Genomic DNA, 17,557 nt, shown 5'->3' with positions numbered 1-17,557 from the left:
AAATACCCTTATACGAGCCTCGCCCTTAAATTGAGGCTCTCTCCATAACATCCCCTTAACCAAACACTCGCGTAAAAACCTGATCCACCGCCCGCAAATGACGAGCGGGGTCCAACGCGTCATCCAACACAGCGGCCTCAACACGCTTTGCAACTTCTGGATCAGATTCCAAATTTTCGCGGAAGGTACGACCTTCTGGCGTGCCTAATTTTGTCCAAGTTGCCATAGCAGCACGCTGAACAATCCGATACGCATCTTCACGCGAGATACCAGCACGCGCTAGCACCAACAAGACTTCACCAGAATGAACGACCCCACCCAGGCTTTCAACATTGGCAAGCATTTGCTCTGGATAGACGACCAATTTTTCCATCATGCCAGAAAGGCGCGCAAGAGCGAAATCCAACACAATAGTCCCATCGGGGCAGATATTCCTCTCTACAGAAGAATGGCTAATGTCGCGTTCATGCCACAGAGCCACATCTTCCAACGCCGGGGTAACATAAGAGCGCACCAACCGTGCTAAGCCTGTGAGATTCTCGGACAAAACGGGGTTACGCTTATGCGGCATGGCCGAACTCCCCTTCTGCCCAGCATGGAAGAATTCTTCCGCCTCACGCACTTCAGAGCGCTGGAGGTGACGCACCTCTGTAGCAAGCCGCTCAATCCCACTAGCAATCACACCCAAAGCGCAGAAAAAGGCTGCATGGCGATCCCGCGGAATTACCTGTGTAGAAACCGTTTCCGCCTTTAGCCCCAGATGAGAGGCAACATATTCTTCCACCTCTGGGTCGATATGGGCATATGTCCCTACCGCACCGGAGATAGCACATACGGCAATTTCCTCCCGCGCAACTTCCAGACGACGACGATTACGGGCAAACTCAGCATAATGGCCCGCCAATTTTTGCCCAAAGCTTATCGGCTCGGCATGGATGCCGTGGCTACGACCAATCGTAACGGTGTGTTTATGCTCAAAAGCACGCTTCTTCAGGGCAGCGAGAAGGATATCCATATCCTCCAACAAAATATCCGCTGCTTGTGTTAGTTGCACCGCCAAACATGTATCCAGCACATCCGAAGATGTCATCCCCATATGGACAAAACGGCTCTCCGGCCCGACTTTCTCCGCCAACCATGTGAGAAAGGCAATCACATCATGGCGTGTCTCTGCCTCAATCTCATCAATCCGCGCTACATCAGCCTCACTAAAAGCGGCCATCGCGGCATCACCTTTTGTGCGAATAACTTTAGCTGCCTCTGCCGGAATCTCCCCCCGGCGCGCTAAAGCCTCACACGCCAAGGCCTCAATCTCAAACCAGATGCGATACCGGTTTATAGGGGACCAAATGGCTGTCATCTGTGGGCGCGAATAGCGGGGGACCATGTTATAACTCCTGCTAGAAGGGCAATTATCCCCTGATTAGCCTAAAACTGCCCCTTTTGCCCAGAGCATAAAACCTCTCCCACCGCTAGCAATGCAGAAAAACGCTTAAAGCCTCTTTAAATGCATCATCTACCCTCACGTTAAAAAAGTTTTTTGTTTATAGATGAACATCTAACACTCCATTTATGCGGCTTAAGTGAAATCATGACCATGTCGGCTCCTCTTTATTTCATTATGATGGTCTGCCTCACCATCATCCTGAATTTGGCACTAAGTGGTTATAATGTGGTGATCCTAAAACGGATCATCGACCATATCAGGCCACCACTACTAGATATTGAGCGACAAAATCATCCTCTTTTAGCCAAAAAACGCCTTCGCGCTTACCGGCGTACAGCACTCATCTTTGGGACGGCCTTAGCGGCTTTTTTACGCATTGGTCTTACGCTCATCCTAAGTGACATCCTTGTATTTTCGTTTACAAAAATTATCGCTGCCCTACTCCTCCTCTGGACAAGTTGGGTTTTGTTTCGCTCGCTCACATCACCCACGCCAGACGATGACAGCTCACATTCAGCCAGCTTAATAGAAGCCATCCCCAAAATTATTATTGCAGACCTCGCCTTAGGGTTGGATAACATCCTCGCCGTTGCCTGTGTTTCGATTCACCACCATGCTATCCTTATTAGCGGCCTTGCTATTTCCATCATCGCTATAACCCTCGGTGTCATGATGGCCCCTGCCCGCCTTTTGCAATTACGCTGGTTAGAATGGGTGGGGTTGGTCATTATGATCGGCCTAAGCATCCACCTTCTTATTCATGGTGTTCGCGATGTTTCATTCCCTCTTTTTTGATAAGACATACTTACTGCGGCAATGGAGCAAGCTTTGCCTCGTTTTCATCTTTACCTTACCCTTGGATGCTTGGAGCCAATCCTCCTCTCGTTTTGAGGAATGGCGAGCATTAATTGCCCCAGATGGCAACACGTATTCTGCAACGCGCTATGCTGCCTTCCTATCTCAAAAACCAGATTGGCCATTACAAAAACGAATCGAAAGTCGCTACGAGCACGCACTCCTCGTAACAACTGATCCCCAAGAACGACGAACCCTTTGCCCCTCACGTCCTATCAGCCGTACGGACCTCCTGATCAGCTGCGCACCGTTTCTCTCTGACGTGGCACCTCAAGCAAGAAGGCTCTGGCGCGAGCAAGTTATAAATCCTGAAGAGGCAAAACTATTTGTCGAGCATTTTGCCCCCTATCTCACCCCTGAAGATGAAATAATACGCTACACAAAACTAGAATATTCAGGCCCTTTAGAGATAGCAAAACAACAAATCCAACGAACACCAGAAGAATGGCACTCTCTCTTTTATACACGTCTTGCCAATCGATTTTCTATGCCAGACGCGGATGAGTTATATCAAGCTAATGCGGCAAACCCTGATCCCACTCTTATTTATTACCGTTTAAAATATCTACGCTTACATGACCGACTAGATGAAGCTACGCAACTTTGGCTCTCAAAACCCATAAATACGGATAACATACTCCCTACCCCACTCACCGCTATAGAGTGGCAAACTGAACAAACTAATTTTATCCGAGCATTACTGCGTACGGAAAACCCGGGGAGCGCACAAACTAGCTTCACCATTTTGCAGGCGACGCCTTTTTACCAACAAACAGCTGAGACGCGCACTCTCATGGGCTATATTGCCCTAACCCTCCTCCATAACCCAGAGCAAGCGCGCCCTTATTTTAAAGCGTTAAGTGAAGAAACAGACCTTAATAAACGCGCTGAAGGCCTCTATTGGCTAGCCCGTACAGAGGAGGATAATTCGCACCCTCACTCTGCTCTTGAATTTTATAAAAAGGCGCGTGAATACCCCACAACATTTTATGGTCAACTCGCTTTAGCGCATCTAACGCATACGCCTTTCTTAGCATCTAATATACGCAGCCCCACCTTCCTGACAGCCTTAGCAAAAGAGCTTGCCAAACAGCCTGCATCACCAACAGGACATACCCTAGCCCGAACAGATTTAGTGGATGCCTGTACACAATTATCGCAGGATGGAGATGTATCTAATGCTACATTTATCCTTGCTTATCTCCAAGCTCATACAATGGCCGACCATACAGCACAGGCCGACATTGCCCGTCTCGCATTGTCCCTCCACATACCTAAAATAGCTGTTCTATCCACCAGACAACTAACACGATTAGGGATTAGCTTTTATCCCGAAGGGTATCCGCCCTTACCCCTTGAGACAACCACCACACTACCATATGGACTCCTCCCCGCCTTAGTCCGGCAGGAAAGCAGCATGGATGCCAGTGCCATTAGTCCCCGTCATGCTATTGGTTTGACACAACTTCTCTTGCCTACTGCCAAGCAAGTGATCCGCCAACATCAACTCCCTTATTCATTAATAACGGCAGAGGCGCTAAAAGACCCAGAAATCAACCTAACAATCGGCAGTCATTACCTAGCAGATATGCTCGCCCGATTTGAAAATGTTATTCCTTATACATTAGCTGCCTATAACGCTGGCCCCACACGGTCCCAACGCTGGCAAACCCAAATGAATAGCCCACAAACACCAACCCTGGATGATGAAGATATATTGCTACGCTGGATTCTATTACTCCCCTTCAAGGAGACACGTTTATATATTGAACATATTGAGGCTGATCTCTCCCTTTACGCGCTGGCGCCTTATCAAAAAAGCCCATAAAAAAAAGCGGCCCATAAAGAGCCGCTTTTTCCCACTATATCCAGTGTATCACACCGGCTTAGTGCTTCGAATTTGCATCCGAAACGCCCGTGTTGGACGGTGCGCCAGCAGGAGCTTCCGGTGCAGCAGGAGCCGCCGGAGCTGCAGAAGGCTGAGACTTCTCTAAGGAAGCACTGTTCAGGTCATCAGTAGCCTGCGGAGCTTTACCATCTTCCTTCTTCTGACCATGCTTCATGTTGCATTTTTTGCCATGATGATGGTGATGAGCACCAGCGTGATGCGCATGGTGGGCCGGAGCAGCAGACTCATCAGCCGCAAAAGCAGGGGCAGCAGCCGCTGTCAGACCGAGCAGAGCGATAGCGGAAAGAGATAGTTTCTTCATAAAATCCTCCTCAAATCATCCTTTGTTACGATGATGAGGGTATCCTAGAATGGATAAGCGCTTAGGACAATCATTCTTATATAAAAGAATTATTACATTAAATTAGTATAGCCTATGACAGGCTGCACATTACCGTAAAAAGCCGAAGTCAAAGCTGACCGCGCGGTGGGCCATAAACCTTGCCTGCCTGCGTGATAAAGGCTTTTACCATCAAGCGGACGCCCTCATTAAAAACCATCCCAATAGCATTGCCTAATAAACGAGAGCGAAATTCAAAATCGACAAAGAAATCAACACGGCAATGCTCTCCCTCAGGGGTGAAACGCCATATATTTTTGAGATGCTTAAAAGGCCCGCGCTCATACCCTACTGTAATCTGATGAGGGCGATCTAACTGAACACGGCTTGTATAAGTCTCCCGGAAAGGGCCAAAACCAATGGTCAAATCAGCCAATAACTCATTCTTAGAATGAGAGCGCACAGCAGCCCGCACACACCAAGGGAGGAACTCCGGATATTTCTCTATATCCGCCACAAGGTCAAAGAGCTGCTCGCTAGAGTAAGGAATTAACCTTTGCTCGGCATGTGTTGGCATTAGCTCTCCCCTTTTAAACGGCGCGCACGGGCTTCGCGTAGCTCTGCAAAATCACGATCCGCATGATAAGAGGAGCGCGTGAGAGGGGATGCACTAACCTGCAAAAAGCCCTTCGCCCGCGCCATAGCCCCATAGTCAGCGAATTGCTCTGGCGTGATAAAATCTTTAACCGCGGCATGTTTAACCGTAGGTTGCAAATATTGCCCTAATGTTAGGAAATCGACATCCGCAATACGAAAATCATCCATCACTTGCGCGACTTCCATCTTCTCCTCCCCCAAACCCAACATCATGCCGGATTTCGTAAAAAGAGATGGATCAAGCCGCTTAGCATCATCCAATAAGCGAATAGATTGATAATAACGCGCCCCCGGTCGAATCCCCGGGTATAAACGCGGGACGGTCTCAATATTATGGTTAAACACATCCGGCCGTGCAGCAACAACCACCTCTAACGCACCCGGCTTACGCAGAAAATCCGGCGTTAAAATCTCAATCGTTGTTTCTGGCGCAAGAGCACGAATCGCTTGGATGACATCCGCAAAATGTTGCGCCCCCCCATCGGGCAAATCATCACGATCCACCGATGTAATAACGACATGCTTGAGCGCCAACTTCGCCACAGCTTCCGCGACATGAGCCGGCTCGTCTGGGTCCAATTTATGCGGGAGACCTGTCGTAACATTGCAAAACGCACAAGCGCGCGTGCAAATCTCCCCCATAATCATCATAGTCGCATGGCGTTGGGACCAACATTCCCCAATATTGGGGCATGCAGCCTCCTCACATACTGTCGTCAGGCCATGTTTCCGCATGAGGCCATGCGTCTCATCATAGACCGGATTGCTCCCCGGAGCCCGCACCCGAATCCATGAAGGTTTCTTCTGGATAGGGTTATCGGGCCGGTGCACCTTCTCTGGATGACGCAAAGCGGCCATCCGGTCTTTTTGATGATTAATGACGATGCGCTGAGCCATTCCTAAATATGCAGCGCACCCTCATAAGCGGCGAGGACAGCCTCATGCATTGTCTCAGAGATGGTTGGATGGGGGAACACCGTCTCCATCAACTCGGCATCGGTCAACTCACCCGTTCGGGCGATGACATAGCCTTGAATCATCTCCGTGACCTCAGCCCCAATCATATGGGCCCCTAGCAATTCGCCCGTTTCAGCATCAAAAACCGTTTTGGTCATGCCGTCAGGCTCACCCATAGCAACGGCTTTCCCATTCGCTAAGAAGGGGAACCGCCCCACGCGGACCTTATAACCTTCGGCTTTTGCCTTCTCCTCGCTAAGCCCCACAGAAGCCACCTGCGGGCGTGCATAAATACAACCGGGGATATTGCGAATATGGAGCGGCTCTGGGGAGCGACCGCTGATTTTCTCCACGCAAATCACCCCTTCATGGCTTGCTTTATGAGCAAGCCACGGTGGAGCCGCCACATCACCAATGGCATAAATGCCCGGCTCTGCCGTGCGGCAGAACTCATCTGTTTGAATATGGGAGCGATCAACCTTCACCTTGGTGCCTTCAAGGCCAAGCTCCTCCACATTCCCCACGATACCGACCGCGCAAATTACACGGTCCACCGTAAGGTCCAGCTTGCCTTTCGCTGTCTCAATAGTGGTGGAGACCTCATTAGCACCCTTCTTCAGCGGGCCAACTTTTGCCCCTGTATGGATGGTCATACCCCGCTTCTCAAACGCTTTATGCGCTTGTGCGCTAATCTCGGCATCTTCGGTCATGAGGATACGCTCTGCGACCTCGGCAATCGTGACCTCACAGCCCAAATCCCGATAGAAGGACGCAAACTCAATCCCAATCGCCCCTGAGCCAATAACCAAGAGACGCTTTGGTAGACTATCTGGCGTCATCGCCTCACGCGCGCCCCAAATGAGCTTGCCGTCTGTCTCCAACCCCGGTAGCTGCCGTCCCCGCGCACCAGTTGCCAAAATGACATGCGGGGCACGAATCTGGCCAGTCTCTTTACCATTTTTTGTAATAGAGACTTTATGCGCCTCACCCTCACGGCCTGCTAATTTAGCGTGGCCATCAAAGGTTTTAACTTTCGCCTTCTTTAAGAGATGAGCCACACCTTTGCCCATTCTCTCCGCTACCGAGCGAGAGCGTTTTACAATCGCCTCTAGGTCGAAGGAAGGATTACTGGCCGAAAGCCCATATTCCTTCAAATGCCCTAGGCTGTGGTAAACCTCCGCAGAGCGCAACAGAGCTTTGGTAGGGATGCACCCCCAATTAAGGCAGACGCCCCCCATATGGGTACTTTCCACCAAAGCGACATTCATCCCAAGCTGACTAGCCCGCAAAGCCGCCACATAGCCACCCGGACCGCCGCCGACCACAATAAGATCAAAAAGGTCAGACATGATCACAGCACCAGTGAATAAGGGTTTTGAATAAGGTCACGCAATTTATTAAGCCATTGCGCACCAAGGGCACCATCGACCGCACGATGATCCACCGAGAGAGTAGCCGTCATCACCGTTGCAACAGCAAGCTCACCATCGCGTATCACAGCGCGTTTCTCACCCGATGCCACAGCCAAGATAGCCGCCTGCGGTGGATTGATAATCGCAGCGAAATCTTTCACCCCAAACATCCCCATATTGGAGATAGAGAATGTCCCGCCTTGGTAATCCTCTGGGGAAAGTTTGCCCTCCCGCGCACGGGTCGCAAGGCTGCGGGCCTCTTGGCTAATCTCCTTCAAGCTCTTGCGATCAGCTTGGCGGATAACCGGTGTCACCAACCCATCCGGCACGGAAACCGCCATGGAAATATCCACATCCTCAAAATGCAGCATCTCGGTTTCGGTAAACTGGACGTTCAGGCCCGGCTGTTGCTTCAACGCCAAAGCCACGGCCTTAATCATCATGTCATTGACAGAGATTTTGCAGCCTTCAGCTTCAAGAGCCTTATTAAGGCGGCTGCGTAGGGCCAAGAGCGCATCAAGCTCAATATCCACCGAGACGTAAAAATGCGGCACTTGTGTTTTAGATTCCGTCAAGCGGCGGGCGATAACCTTCCGCATACCGGAATGTTTTACACGCTCAACAGAGCCCGCTGCTGGGGCCGCTGTGGCAGATGATGCAGTGGTGCTAGATGTCTGCCCTTTTGCTTTCTCCACATCGCGGCGCAGAATACGGCCATTCGGCCCTGTCCCGGTGAGGCTGGCAATATCAACACCATTTTCTTTCGCAATACGGCGGGCCAAGGGGGAGATGAAAATCCGCTCCCCTTTATCCGCTTTCTGCGTTGATGTTTGTTGAGCCGGGTCAAAAGAAGAAATCACCACTGGCTCGGGCTTTTCAGCTTGTGCAGGGGCTTCAGCCTTCGCCGCAGCAGGTGCGGTTTCAGGAGCCTCAGGGACAGCTTCTCCCTCCTCCACAAGGATGGCGATGGGCGTCTTTACTGCCACATGCTCCGTCCCCTCTGGGATGAGGATTTTACCAAGAATCCCCTCATCCACAGCTTCGACTTCCATCGTGGCTTTATCAGTCTCAATCTCGGCAATAACATCACCGGACTGAACGGCATCGCCTTCCTTTTTCACCCACCGGGCCAGCGTCCCTTCTGTCATAGTCGGAGACAGAGCGGGCATTAAGATATTGGTTGCCATTGGTTTTAGTCTCCCAACTGCTTACGCACAGCCTCAACAATCCACTCAGGCTTAGGCAGGGCCAGTTTCTCTAAATTCGCAGCATAAGGCAAAGGAATATCCAACCCGCATACACGCGCTGGCGGGGCGTCTAGCCAATCAAATGCTTGCTCCACCGCGATGGTGCAAATCTCGGAGCCAATACCCGCTACAGGCCAGCCTTCCTCAACCGAGACAATCCGGTTGGTTTTCTTCACGCTCTTGATGATCGTTTCCGTATCAAGCGGACGGAGCGAACGGAGGTTAATCACCTCAGCCTCAATGCCTTGAGCGGCAAGCTGCTCTGCGGCCTCTAGCGCAACACCCACCATGATGGAGAATGCCACCAAGGTGACATCCTTCCCTTCGCGCTCGATTTTAGCCTTACCGATGGGCAGAACAAAATCCTCATCCACCGGGCAAGGGAACTTCTTGCCATAGAGAATCTCATTCTCCAGCACCACGACAGGGTTCGGGTCCCGAATAGCAGCACGAAGCAGCCCCTTCGCATCCGCCGCAGACCATGGCGCGACAACTTTAAGGCCGGGGATATGCGCGTACCAGCTGCCAAAACATTGGGAATGTTGCGCCCCTACACGCGCCGCTGCCCCATTCGGCCCACGGAAAACAATCGGGCACGACATTTGTCCACCGGACATATAACGCGTTTTCGCTGCGGAGTTGATAATGTGGTCCACCGCTTGGAGGGAAAAGTTCATCGTCATGAACTCAACAATCGGCTTCACACCAGAGAGAGCCGCCCCGACAGCCATACCGGTAAAGCCATGCTCGGTAATGGGCATGTCCATAACACGCTTCTCACCGAACTCATCTAACAAGCCCTGACTAACCTTGTAAGCCCCTTGATATTGGGCGACTTCCTCACCTAGCAGAAAGACATCCTCATCACGGCGCATCTCCGCAGCCATCGCATCACGCAAAGCCTCGCGCACTGTAATGTCTGCTGTCTCACCCCATTCAGGCTCGACAAGCTCAGCAGTAGAGCGTTGAGCAGGGCCTTGCGGAGCAGATGCCGCCGCGTTGGGGACAATCTTCTCCACCTTAGGTGTGGGTTTGGCTTTTGAACCAAGGTCCAGCCCGTCCGCTGCGGAGGCATCCTCGCCTTCTTCCAACAGAACGGCAATAGGCGTGTTTACCGCCACATGCTCTGTACCTTCATCGATGAGAATACGGCCTAGCACGCCATCCTCGGCAGCTTCCATCTCCATCGTGGCTTTGTCAGTCTCGATCTCTGCGATAACCTCGCCAGAGCGAACAGCATCACCCTCTTTTTTAACCCAACGGGCCAGAGTCCCTTCCTCCATTGTAGGGGAAAGAGCGGGCATAAGAATTGGAGAGGCCATGGCTTATTCTCCCACCAGAACATCAGTCCACAACTCGGAAGCATCCGGCTCTGGGCTTGTTTCGGCAAATTCGGCTGCGTCTTTTACAACGGCCTTCACGTCGTGATCCACAGTTTTGAAGAACGATTCATCAATTCCCTGTTTAATCATCTCCGCCTTTAACGATTCAATCGGGTCACGCGTTTGGCGCATCTCATCCACCTCCGAACGCTGGCGATATTTCGCCGGGTCAGACATGGAGTGCCCACGGTAACGATATGTTTCCATCTCTAACAAGAAAGGCCCTTTGCCAGAGCGACAATGCTCCATGGCCTCTTTTGCTGCTTGATAAACAGCAGCGACATCCATCCCATCTACTTTGCGTGATGGAATCCCCCACGGGGTAGCATTCTTTGAGAGGTCCTTAGAGGCAGAGGCACGCTCGATCGATGTCCCCATGCCGTAACGGTTATTCTCAATCACATAAAGGCACGGCAATTTATGCAGAGCGGCAAGGTTGAAACTCTCATAAACCTGCCCTTGGTTGGAGGCACCCTCCCCAAAATACACAATAGAGATAGCCCCGTCCTTTTTATACGCGCTGGTAAGGGCAAGGCCTGTCCCTAACGCCACTTGCGCGCCAACGATACCGTGCCCCCCATAGAACTCTTGCTCCTTAGAGAACATATGCATAGAGCCGCCCTTCCCGTGGGAATACCCACCAGAACGACCCGTAAGCTCGGCCATCACGCCACGCGCTGTCATCCCAGCAACGAGCATCTGCCCATGATCGCGATAAGAGGTAATGGAACGATCACCCTTCTTCATCGCAAGGCCAATCCCTGCGACAACGGCCTCTTGACCGATATAGAGATGGCAGAACCCGCCAATCAGCCCCATACCGTATAATTGACCGGCTTTCTCCTCAAAACGGCGTACAAGGAGCATCTCCCTATAAGCACGTTCCATTTCCTCCTTCGATAGCACCGGGCCATTCTGGCGGTTCGGCGCATCCGTCATAGAACCCATGACACTCTCCCAGGATTGCAATTTTACAATGGAGCGGAGTTGTAACAACACTCCCCCCAAAATGCCAGCATTTCACACCAAGCTGAGTTATTTTTATACCAAAATGGTACTCTTTAGAAACCTAACAACCGACGCGCTGCAAGGCCGGGGTCCTCTTCACGGAGAAGCGATTCCCCCACAAGGACAGCGCTGCACCCCGCCTCTCCGACTTTGGTTAGATCCTCCGATGTAGCAATCCCACTCTCTGAGACAACAAGACGATCAGGCGGTACCTGCGGGGCAAGGTCTAATGTTGTTTGGATGTCCGTCTTTAACGTCTTCAAGTTACGGTTATTAATACCGATGAGGAAGCTATCATAAGCAAGAGCCTTGTTAAGCTCCTCCTCATTATGGACCTCCAACAATACATCCATATCCAGCCCTCGCGCGAGAGCGATAAGCTCGGCCGTTTGTTCTTCCTTCAAGATAGCCATAATCAAAAGGATGCAATCTGCCCCAATCAAACGGCTCTCATGCACTTGCCAGGGCTCTAAAATAAAGTCCTTCCGCAAAATCGGTAGGCTACATGCTGCCCGCACAGCTTTAAGGTCCTCCGCACTCCCATGGAAGCACGACCCCTCTGTTAGAACAGAAATACAGCTCGCCCCTGCCCGTTGATACGATAGAGCGATCTGAGCGGGATCATAATCTGGCCGCAGCACACCCGCAGAAGGAGAAGCCCGCTTCACCTCTGCAATCAGCCCAACACGTCTATCAGCTGTGATATGTTGCAAGGCTTGCCCAAAACCACGGGTCGGCATGGCGACCTCTTTCGCCTTCGCCGCGATCTCCTTAAGAGGCAGGACTTGCATCCGTTGCTCGACATCAAGGCGAGTCCGCGCGCAAATGCGCTCCAACACGCTAGCCCCGCTCTCCGCAGCGGTACCATCCCCCTCGCCTACAGAGGGTGGAGTAGCATCTTCCGGTTTAGCGGCCTCTGCTGCATCACCCCCAGCTGGGGACTCAGATGTTGGCGATTGTCCACCATCCTCTACAGGAGCAAAAACAGCCATCGATCGCTGTGGCAAGAAAATCATGATCGTCCTGAATCTTTACCTTAAAACAAATTAGGAACGGTATCCGCGTTCAACTCTCTGCCCTTACACCCCTTTGAGCGCGGATTAAAGCCTGTTGCGCTTGTCCTTCATCCAAAGAACGCGCCGCTTGGGCAATGTTGCGCCGCAATGCGGGGGCGGAAAGCGCACCATTCTCTAACAAATTGCCACGCCCTGCGACATGTAGGCCTATCGCGGCATTTAACAAAACAGTGTCCCGATAACAGCCTTTTTCCCCGGCGAATAAACGCTTCATCGCCTGCGCATTTACCTGTGCGTCCCCACCTTTGAGGGCTGCAATCTCATAACGGGGTAAGCCTGCCATCTCGGGCGTGATGTCAAAAGAAAATATCTGACCCGCCTCCCACACCTCATTATGCGTGGGCCCTGCTAAAGTGAGCTCATCAATGCCACCTTCATCCGTGTGGCCATGCACAACCCAAATGGACGTACCGCCCAACTCGCCCAAAACCTGAGCAACAGGCTGGCACCAAGCTTCATCAAACACGCCAACCAACTGTCGCCGCACCCGCGCAGGATTGCATAATGGACCAAGTAGATTAAATAACGTCCTAAAGCCCAAGCCTTTTCGCACTGGGGCGGCAATCCGCATGGCCGGATGGTGATAAGGGGCGGCAAGAAATGCAAGACCATCCTCTCGCAGACGCGTCTCCTGCACAGCGTGATTAGCCTCGGCGGGAATGCCCAGTGCCTCCAGCACATCAGTCGCTCCAGCACGGGAGGATAAAGCCCGCCCCCCATGTTTCGCCACAGGCACACCCAGGCCTGCCAAAACAAAGGCTGTCGCAGTGGAGACATTCAACGTCCCCAACCCGTCTCCCCCCGTCCCGCAGACATCTACCGCATCCTCTGGAACATCCTTTAAAGCTTGCATGGTACGCCGCACAGCTCGTACCGCACCAGAGAGCTCAGCGGAGGTTTCCCCACGCATATAAAGGGCCGTCAAGAACGCAGAAAGCTCAATCTCCGAGACATGCCCTTCCATAATGAGCGTAAAGGCAGCTTCGGCCTCCTCGATGCTCCATGACTGGCCTGCAACAGCTTTACTCAAGAAAGGTGCGAAGGGCTTCCCCTGCCGTGCCATCAACCTACCGCCGCTTTGCTTTGTGGTAAAACATTGGCCAGCCGAAGGAAATTCGCAAGCAATTCCCGCCCGGAATTAGACGCAATACTCTCTGGGTGGAACTGCACACCATGGATGGGATAATCCCGATGCCGCACCCCCATCACTACCCCATCTTCTGTCCGGGCATTAACGATAAGCGAAGCAGGAATAGTCGCTGGGTCTAGCGTTAGACTATGATAGCGCACCATATCCACCGGGTTAGACAACCCTGCAAAAACCCCACTTCCATCATGATGAATGGCGTTAATCTTGCCATGCATTGGCACATCTGCCCGCACAACATCCGCCCCAAAGACCTGCCCTATCGCCTGATGCCCGAGACAAACACCCAAAACAGGCACCTTACCCGCTGCTTTTTCGATCAACGCGCAGCAAATCCCCGCTTCATCAGGTGAGCAAGGACCGGGGGATAGCACAATCGCAGAGGGCTTCATCTCTAAAGCGCGCTCGACTGTGAGAGCGTCATTCCGCTTTACTGCGCATTCCACCCCCAAGGCTCCAAAATGATGGACCAGATTGAAGGTGAAGCTATCATAATTATCAATCAACAAAATCATCTGGCTGTCTCCTCAATCGCAGCACATTTTGCTGTTATCTCAGATGAGGTGTCGCGCGGCATTTTACATCCCCCTCGGAGCAGAATGCTTTTGCTGCCCTACATGCACCGCTTGCTCAATCGCTGCTTCTGCTGCGCTAAAGAGCGCACGTGCCTTCGCTCTCGTCTCTTGATACTCCGCCTCGGGGTTGGATTCAGCCACGACACCACAACCGGCCTGTACATACATATGCCCGTCTTTCAACAAGGCCATACGCAAGCCGATGCAGGTATCCATGTCCCCATCCGCACCAAAATAACCAACACACCCAGCATAGGGGCCTCGCCGTGTTGGCTCTAGCTCATCAATAATCTCCATAGTGCGAATCTTTGGGGCCCCTGTGAGCGTCCCCGCTGGGAAAGCCGCCGAGAGAGCCTCCAACGCACCGCACTCTGCCTTCACCTTCCCCGTCACAGTGGAGGAAATATGCATGACATGGCTATAACGCTCTACCACAAAGCGTTCTGGCACCTCTACCGTGCCAAGCTGCGCTACGCGGCCAACGTCATTACGCCCTAGGTCAATCAGCATAAGATGCTCGGCAAGCTCCTTGCCATCGGCAAGAAGTTCTTTCTCCAAAGCAAGGTCATGCGCGCGGTCCCGCCCACGCGGGCGCGTACCTGCCAGAGGACGCACCGTGACGACCCCTTGGCGCATCCGCACCAAAATCTCTGGGGAGGAACCAACAAGCGTAAAGCCCCCAAGGTCCATCAAAAATAAGAATGGTGCGGGGTTAATCCGCCGTAAGCTGCGATATAATGCCAAACCAGAAAGGGGAAAGGGCGTTGTAAAACGCTGGCTTGGCACAATTTGGAAGGCATCACCCGCCGCAATATAATCCTGCGCTTTTTTGACGTTCTGCAAAAAAGCTTCATGCGTGATGTTGGAGACAGGCTCCGCCAGTGTCGTTCCTTCAGGGAGGGATTCGGCAGGGTCTGCTACAGGTTGACGCAAGGCCTCCACTGCTTTGGCTAGCAAAGCCTCACCATCTTGCTCTGTCCTCCCCTCACGCAGCGGTGTGGCTAAAATCAACTCATCCCGCACTGTATCAAATACAGCAAAAAGCCGCGGACGAATCATCACCCCTTCGGGGAGGTTTAGGTCATTAGGCGGGGGATTAGGCAAATCCTCCATCTGCCGGACCATATCATAACCCAGCACCCCAAAGACGCCGCCAATCATCGGCGGCAAGCCTTCTGGCAAGGGCATCCGGCTTTCATCCAACAAAGCTTTAAGCGAGGTCAGTGGGGCTACTGCCTCCGGCTTGCCATCCCGAAAGGCCTGCCCATCTTGGCACCGCCAAACCGTATCGGGCAGCAAAGCGATGATGGAATAACGCCCCCGTGCAGCCCCACCCTCTACACTCTCAAAAAAGAGACGATAGGGATCATCCGCTAAACGAGATAGACGCAAAAACACCGAGAGTGGTGTGAGGAGGTCTGCCGCTTCTACCCTATGAAGAATCTTACACACTACTGCCCCAACCTTCCCGAAACACTGCTAAAGACCCGATTATTAATGTCATTAAACAAGCCTGCATTAAAGTGCCGTGGCGGGGCAGAACGCGTATAAGACATGCCCAATGTCTCACGCAGATCAGCCCGATAGGCCTCTGCCATTTGGGTCATAATATTCTGCCGCAATGAGGCTGTTAACGTTGGCGATTCCTCATAACTACCCGTCACATTCACCAGCCAATAAGCATCCCCCTCTTGGAGCATAACGGTCTCACCCTCTTTCTGCTCCATAGCCGCACGCAGGATCAACGCTGGGACATCCTGCCGTTGCTGAAGGCGAGAGAAATGCTCATCCTTTTGCAGAAGGGACGCCTCGCTCTGGCCATCCACAGCACGGCGCAAGCCATCCGTTTTAGCATGCTGATACAGGCTGGTTGCACGTTGCTCCATCGCATGTTTACGCGCATCATCCAGCCATGCCTCTTTGACCTTATCGCCCATTTCCTCATAGCTGCCTTGGTGGGCTGGTACGATATTATCCACCAAGACCGCAAAAGCACTCCCATCAGGCTGGGTAACAATATGAGGAGGCTCATCCTTCTTTTGGCTAAAGACCTGCTGTAATAACGCCTCACGCAAAGCAGCATCACCAGGCAAAGGGGCCGGCTCCCCGCCGGGAATATTGCCTTTCTCATCCATTGTGCCTGCTAAGGGGAATGCCCCAATATCCGCAGGAATCTGATCTAGAGTGGCAGATTTCGCCACTTCCTCCTCCAAACTCCGCGTACGCTCTTTTAGCAGAGGCACGGCACGGGCGTTAGCAATATCCTCCCGCAGACTGTCCTTCATGTCAGTAAAATTAGCCTGATAAGCAGGCTTCACAGAGACGACATGAACCACACTCCATCCAGCTGCCGTCTGAATAGGATCAGAAACCACCCCAGCCCCTGTCGCAAAAACGGCCTTCCCTAACATTGGATCTGGGAAGTCCGTCATCCGGGCGTCATTCAAGGAGGCAGGAATCGCACTCGGATGCTGCTTTTGCAGCGATTCCCAAGAGGCACCCTTCTTCCACATTGCTGCAATTTTCTGAGCGAGGGTCTTATCCGTTACCGCAAGAACCTCCACCGTGCGCAACTCTGGCCTATTATACCGCGCTGCCTCGGCAGGATCTTTCATTTTTTGATCGTAAGCAGCTTTTACATCTTCATCAGAAACAGAGAGTGTTTTTGCCACACTTCCCGCCGTCATCACGACCAAACGCGCATGACGATATTCTGGTACATGAAACTGCCAAAGATGATTCTGATAATAGCGCTTTAATTGCTCATCTGTCGGCTGGGTCGCGACATCTCCCAAGGAGAAAGGCAGACGAATCAGATCCACAACACGCCCATGGGTGAAGAAATTCACCATCCAATCGACTTGTGCAGTAGGGGCTACCATGCCCTGCCCAAAATTGAATGTTGTTGCAGAGCCATAAAGCATATTGCGCGTCTCATTTACCAAGCTCTGATGATCAAGTTGGTTGCCCTTCAACACAGCTTCCATCTTCTGCGGGTCAAACTTACCCGTTGGGTCTTGAAAGACAGGCATAGAAAATACAACCGCCCGAATCGTATCATCGCTTGGGGTTAAGCCATTGCGTTGGCCAGCCACTTCCCCCTCTCGTGTAAGGATAAGGGTACGCAACGCAGCACGCCCTAGCTCCTCACGCGCTTGCGGTGCTTTAAGGATCTCTGGGGAGCCACCATTTTGTTGAATCGCATAAGCAATCTGCCGTTGTATAGCTTGCTGGAGCTCCATAGGCGTCACGCTATGGCCGCCAATGCGTACCACAACGTCTCCCCCCAAACCGGCCCCCCCGCCTATACCAAAAAATGTTCCCCCTAAAACAACGAAGGAGGCAAAGACTAACAAGGCGAGTACCCGCCCTAACCAAGAGTCAACCAGGAAATGACGCAGAGCAGTAATCATCGAAAGCGCGTATCACTTATCTAATGGTGGAATGGCGTTAAGCGGAAAAACCCGCTAAGCTGCCCTAGCATAGAGATGCTGAGACAAATTGACCAGCACGCCACGGCCATCTTTTACGCGATACCGCGTGAATAAGGCCACAGCGAACCGGGG

The 17,557-nt window shown here is 52.2% G+C and carries 15 protein-coding genes; 2 read left to right on the top strand and 13 right to left on the bottom strand.

Annotated features, from left to right (window positions below):
* Nucleotides 1-55: 55 nt before the first annotated feature.
* Entirely contained in the window at nt 56-1,387 is a 1,332-nt protein-coding gene (gene purB / locus NQF64_RS02145) for an adenylosuccinate lyase (protein WP_099025971.1), read from the bottom strand.
* A gap of 204 nt (nt 1,388-1,591) precedes the next feature.
* On the opposite strand from purB, the gene NQF64_RS02140 reads away from it, so the two are divergent.
* A complete protein-coding gene (locus tag NQF64_RS02140) occupies nt 1,592-2,242 on the top strand; it encodes a TerC family protein (protein ID WP_266106314.1) in 651 nt (216 codons plus the stop codon).
* Nucleotides 2,208-4,130 carry a lytic transglycosylase domain-containing protein gene (locus tag NQF64_RS02135; protein WP_266106313.1) on the top strand — a complete coding sequence of 641 codons (1,923 nt, stop codon included), beginning with the start codon at nt 2,208-2,210 and terminating at the stop codon, nt 4,128-4,130. Before NQF64_RS02140 ends, NQF64_RS02135 begins: the two co-directional genes overlap by 35 nt.
* Nucleotides 4,131-4,188: 58 nt before the next feature.
* Here the strand turns inward: NQF64_RS02135 and NQF64_RS02130 are convergent, their stop codons facing one another.
* From NQF64_RS02130 to NQF64_RS02075, 12 genes are all read right to left on the bottom strand, one after another.
* Nucleotides 4,189-4,512: a hypothetical protein gene (locus tag NQF64_RS02130; RefSeq protein ID WP_099025974.1), complete on the bottom strand. Its 324-nt coding sequence runs from the start codon at nt 4,510-4,512 to the stop codon at nt 4,189-4,191.
* 148 nt (nt 4,513-4,660) lie between these two features.
* The gene (locus tag NQF64_RS02125; RefSeq protein ID WP_266106312.1) at nt 4,661-5,107 is read right to left on the bottom strand and encodes a type II toxin-antitoxin system RatA family toxin; all 447 of its coding nucleotides are present in this window, start codon (nt 5,105-5,107) and stop codon (nt 4,661-4,663) included.
* Nucleotides 5,107-6,084, bottom strand: coding sequence for a lipoyl synthase (gene lipA, locus NQF64_RS02120; protein WP_266106311.1), 978 nt, complete (start codon nt 6,082-6,084; stop codon nt 5,107-5,109). The genes NQF64_RS02125 and lipA overlap by 1 nt, the downstream gene beginning before the upstream one ends.
* Nucleotides 6,085-6,086: 2 nt before the next feature.
* Complete coding sequence (gene lpdA, locus NQF64_RS02115) at nt 6,087-7,493, bottom strand: dihydrolipoyl dehydrogenase (RefSeq protein ID WP_099025977.1); 1,407 nt, start codon at nt 7,491-7,493, stop codon at nt 6,087-6,089.
* A 2-nt stretch (nt 7,494-7,495) separates the two neighbouring features.
* On the bottom strand, nt 7,496-8,743 hold the full coding sequence (locus tag NQF64_RS02110) for a pyruvate dehydrogenase complex dihydrolipoamide acetyltransferase (RefSeq protein ID WP_266106310.1): 1,248 nt from the start codon (nt 8,741-8,743) through the stop codon (nt 7,496-7,498).
* A gap of 5 nt (nt 8,744-8,748) precedes the next feature.
* Nucleotides 8,749-10,125, bottom strand: a complete 1,377-nt coding sequence (locus tag NQF64_RS02105) for a pyruvate dehydrogenase complex E1 component subunit beta (RefSeq protein ID WP_099025979.1) — start codon at nt 10,123-10,125, stop codon at nt 8,749-8,751.
* A gap of 3 nt (nt 10,126-10,128) precedes the next feature.
* On the bottom strand, nt 10,129-11,133 hold the full coding sequence (pdhA, locus tag NQF64_RS02100) for a pyruvate dehydrogenase (acetyl-transferring) E1 component subunit alpha (protein WP_099025980.1): 1,005 nt from the start codon (nt 11,131-11,133) through the stop codon (nt 10,129-10,131).
* 113 nt (nt 11,134-11,246) lie between these two features.
* Nucleotides 11,247-12,209 (bottom strand): indole-3-glycerol phosphate synthase TrpC, encoded by a 963-nt coding sequence (trpC, locus tag NQF64_RS02095; RefSeq protein ID WP_180794161.1) that lies wholly within the window; start codon nt 12,207-12,209, stop codon nt 11,247-11,249.
* Between the two features lie 49 nt (nt 12,210-12,258).
* Nucleotides 12,259-13,332 carry an anthranilate phosphoribosyltransferase gene (gene trpD, locus NQF64_RS02090; RefSeq protein WP_099025982.1) on the bottom strand — a complete coding sequence of 358 codons (1,074 nt, stop codon included), beginning with the start codon at nt 13,330-13,332 and terminating at the stop codon, nt 12,259-12,261.
* Nucleotides 13,332-13,931, bottom strand: coding sequence for an anthranilate synthase component II (locus NQF64_RS02085; RefSeq protein ID WP_099025983.1), 600 nt, complete (start codon nt 13,929-13,931; stop codon nt 13,332-13,334). The genes trpD and NQF64_RS02085 overlap by 1 nt, the downstream gene beginning before the upstream one ends.
* A gap of 63 nt (nt 13,932-13,994) precedes the next feature.
* Nucleotides 13,995-15,443 (bottom strand): anthranilate synthase component I family protein, encoded by a 1,449-nt coding sequence (locus NQF64_RS02080; protein ID WP_266106309.1) that lies wholly within the window; start codon nt 15,441-15,443, stop codon nt 13,995-13,997.
* On the bottom strand, nt 15,443-17,404 hold the full coding sequence (locus tag NQF64_RS02075) for a peptidylprolyl isomerase (RefSeq protein ID WP_266106308.1): 1,962 nt from the start codon (nt 17,402-17,404) through the stop codon (nt 15,443-15,445). Before NQF64_RS02075 ends, NQF64_RS02080 begins: the two co-directional genes overlap by 1 nt.
* Between the last annotated feature and the right edge of the window lie 153 nt (nt 17,405-17,557).

Source organism: Bombella saccharophila, from assembly GCF_026385475.1.
Lineage (GTDB): Bacteria > Pseudomonadota > Alphaproteobacteria > Acetobacterales > Acetobacteraceae > Bombella > Bombella saccharophila.
This window is presented reverse-complemented; position numbering and strand designations above follow the sequence as displayed.

Bases quoted from the DNA above. Each gene is read 5' to 3' on its own strand.
- purB (WP_099025971.1), bottom strand. From the start codon at position 1,387: ATGGTCCCCCGCTATTCGCGCCCACAGATGACAGCCATTTGGTCCCCT.
- NQF64_RS02140 (WP_266106314.1), top strand. From the start codon at position 1,592: ATGACCATGTCGGCTCCTCTTTATTTCATTATGATGGTCTGCCTCACC.
- NQF64_RS02135 (WP_266106313.1), top strand. From the start codon at position 2,208: ATGGTGTTCGCGATGTTTCATTCCCTCTTTTTTGATAAGACATACTTA.
- NQF64_RS02130 (WP_099025974.1), bottom strand. From the start codon at position 4,512: ATGAAGAAACTATCTCTTTCCGCTATCGCTCTGCTCGGTCTGACAGCG.
- NQF64_RS02125 (WP_266106312.1), bottom strand. From the start codon at position 5,107: ATGCCAACACATGCCGAGCAAAGGTTAATTCCTTACTCTAGCGAGCAG.
- lipA (WP_266106311.1), bottom strand. From the start codon at position 6,084: ATGGCTCAGCGCATCGTCATTAATCATCAAAAAGACCGGATGGCCGCT.
- lpdA (WP_099025977.1), bottom strand. From the start codon at position 7,493: ATGTCTGACCTTTTTGATCTTATTGTGGTCGGCGGCGGTCCGGGTGGC.
- NQF64_RS02110 (WP_266106310.1), bottom strand. From the start codon at position 8,743: ATGGCAACCAATATCTTAATGCCCGCTCTGTCTCCGACTATGACAGAA.
- NQF64_RS02105 (WP_099025979.1), bottom strand. From the start codon at position 10,125: ATGGCCTCTCCAATTCTTATGCCCGCTCTTTCCCCTACAATGGAGGAA.
- pdhA (WP_099025980.1), bottom strand. From the start codon at position 11,133: ATGGGTTCTATGACGGATGCGCCGAACCGCCAGAATGGCCCGGTGCTA.
- trpC (WP_180794161.1), bottom strand. From the start codon at position 12,209: ATGATTTTCTTGCCACAGCGATCGATGGCTGTTTTTGCTCCTGTAGAG.
- trpD (WP_099025982.1), bottom strand. From the start codon at position 13,332: ATGGCACGGCAGGGGAAGCCCTTCGCACCTTTCTTGAGTAAAGCTGTT.
- NQF64_RS02085 (WP_099025983.1), bottom strand. From the start codon at position 13,931: ATGATTTTGTTGATTGATAATTATGATAGCTTCACCTTCAATCTGGTC.
- NQF64_RS02075 (WP_266106308.1), bottom strand. From the start codon at position 17,404: ATGATTACTGCTCTGCGTCATTTCCTGGTTGACTCTTGGTTAGGGCGG.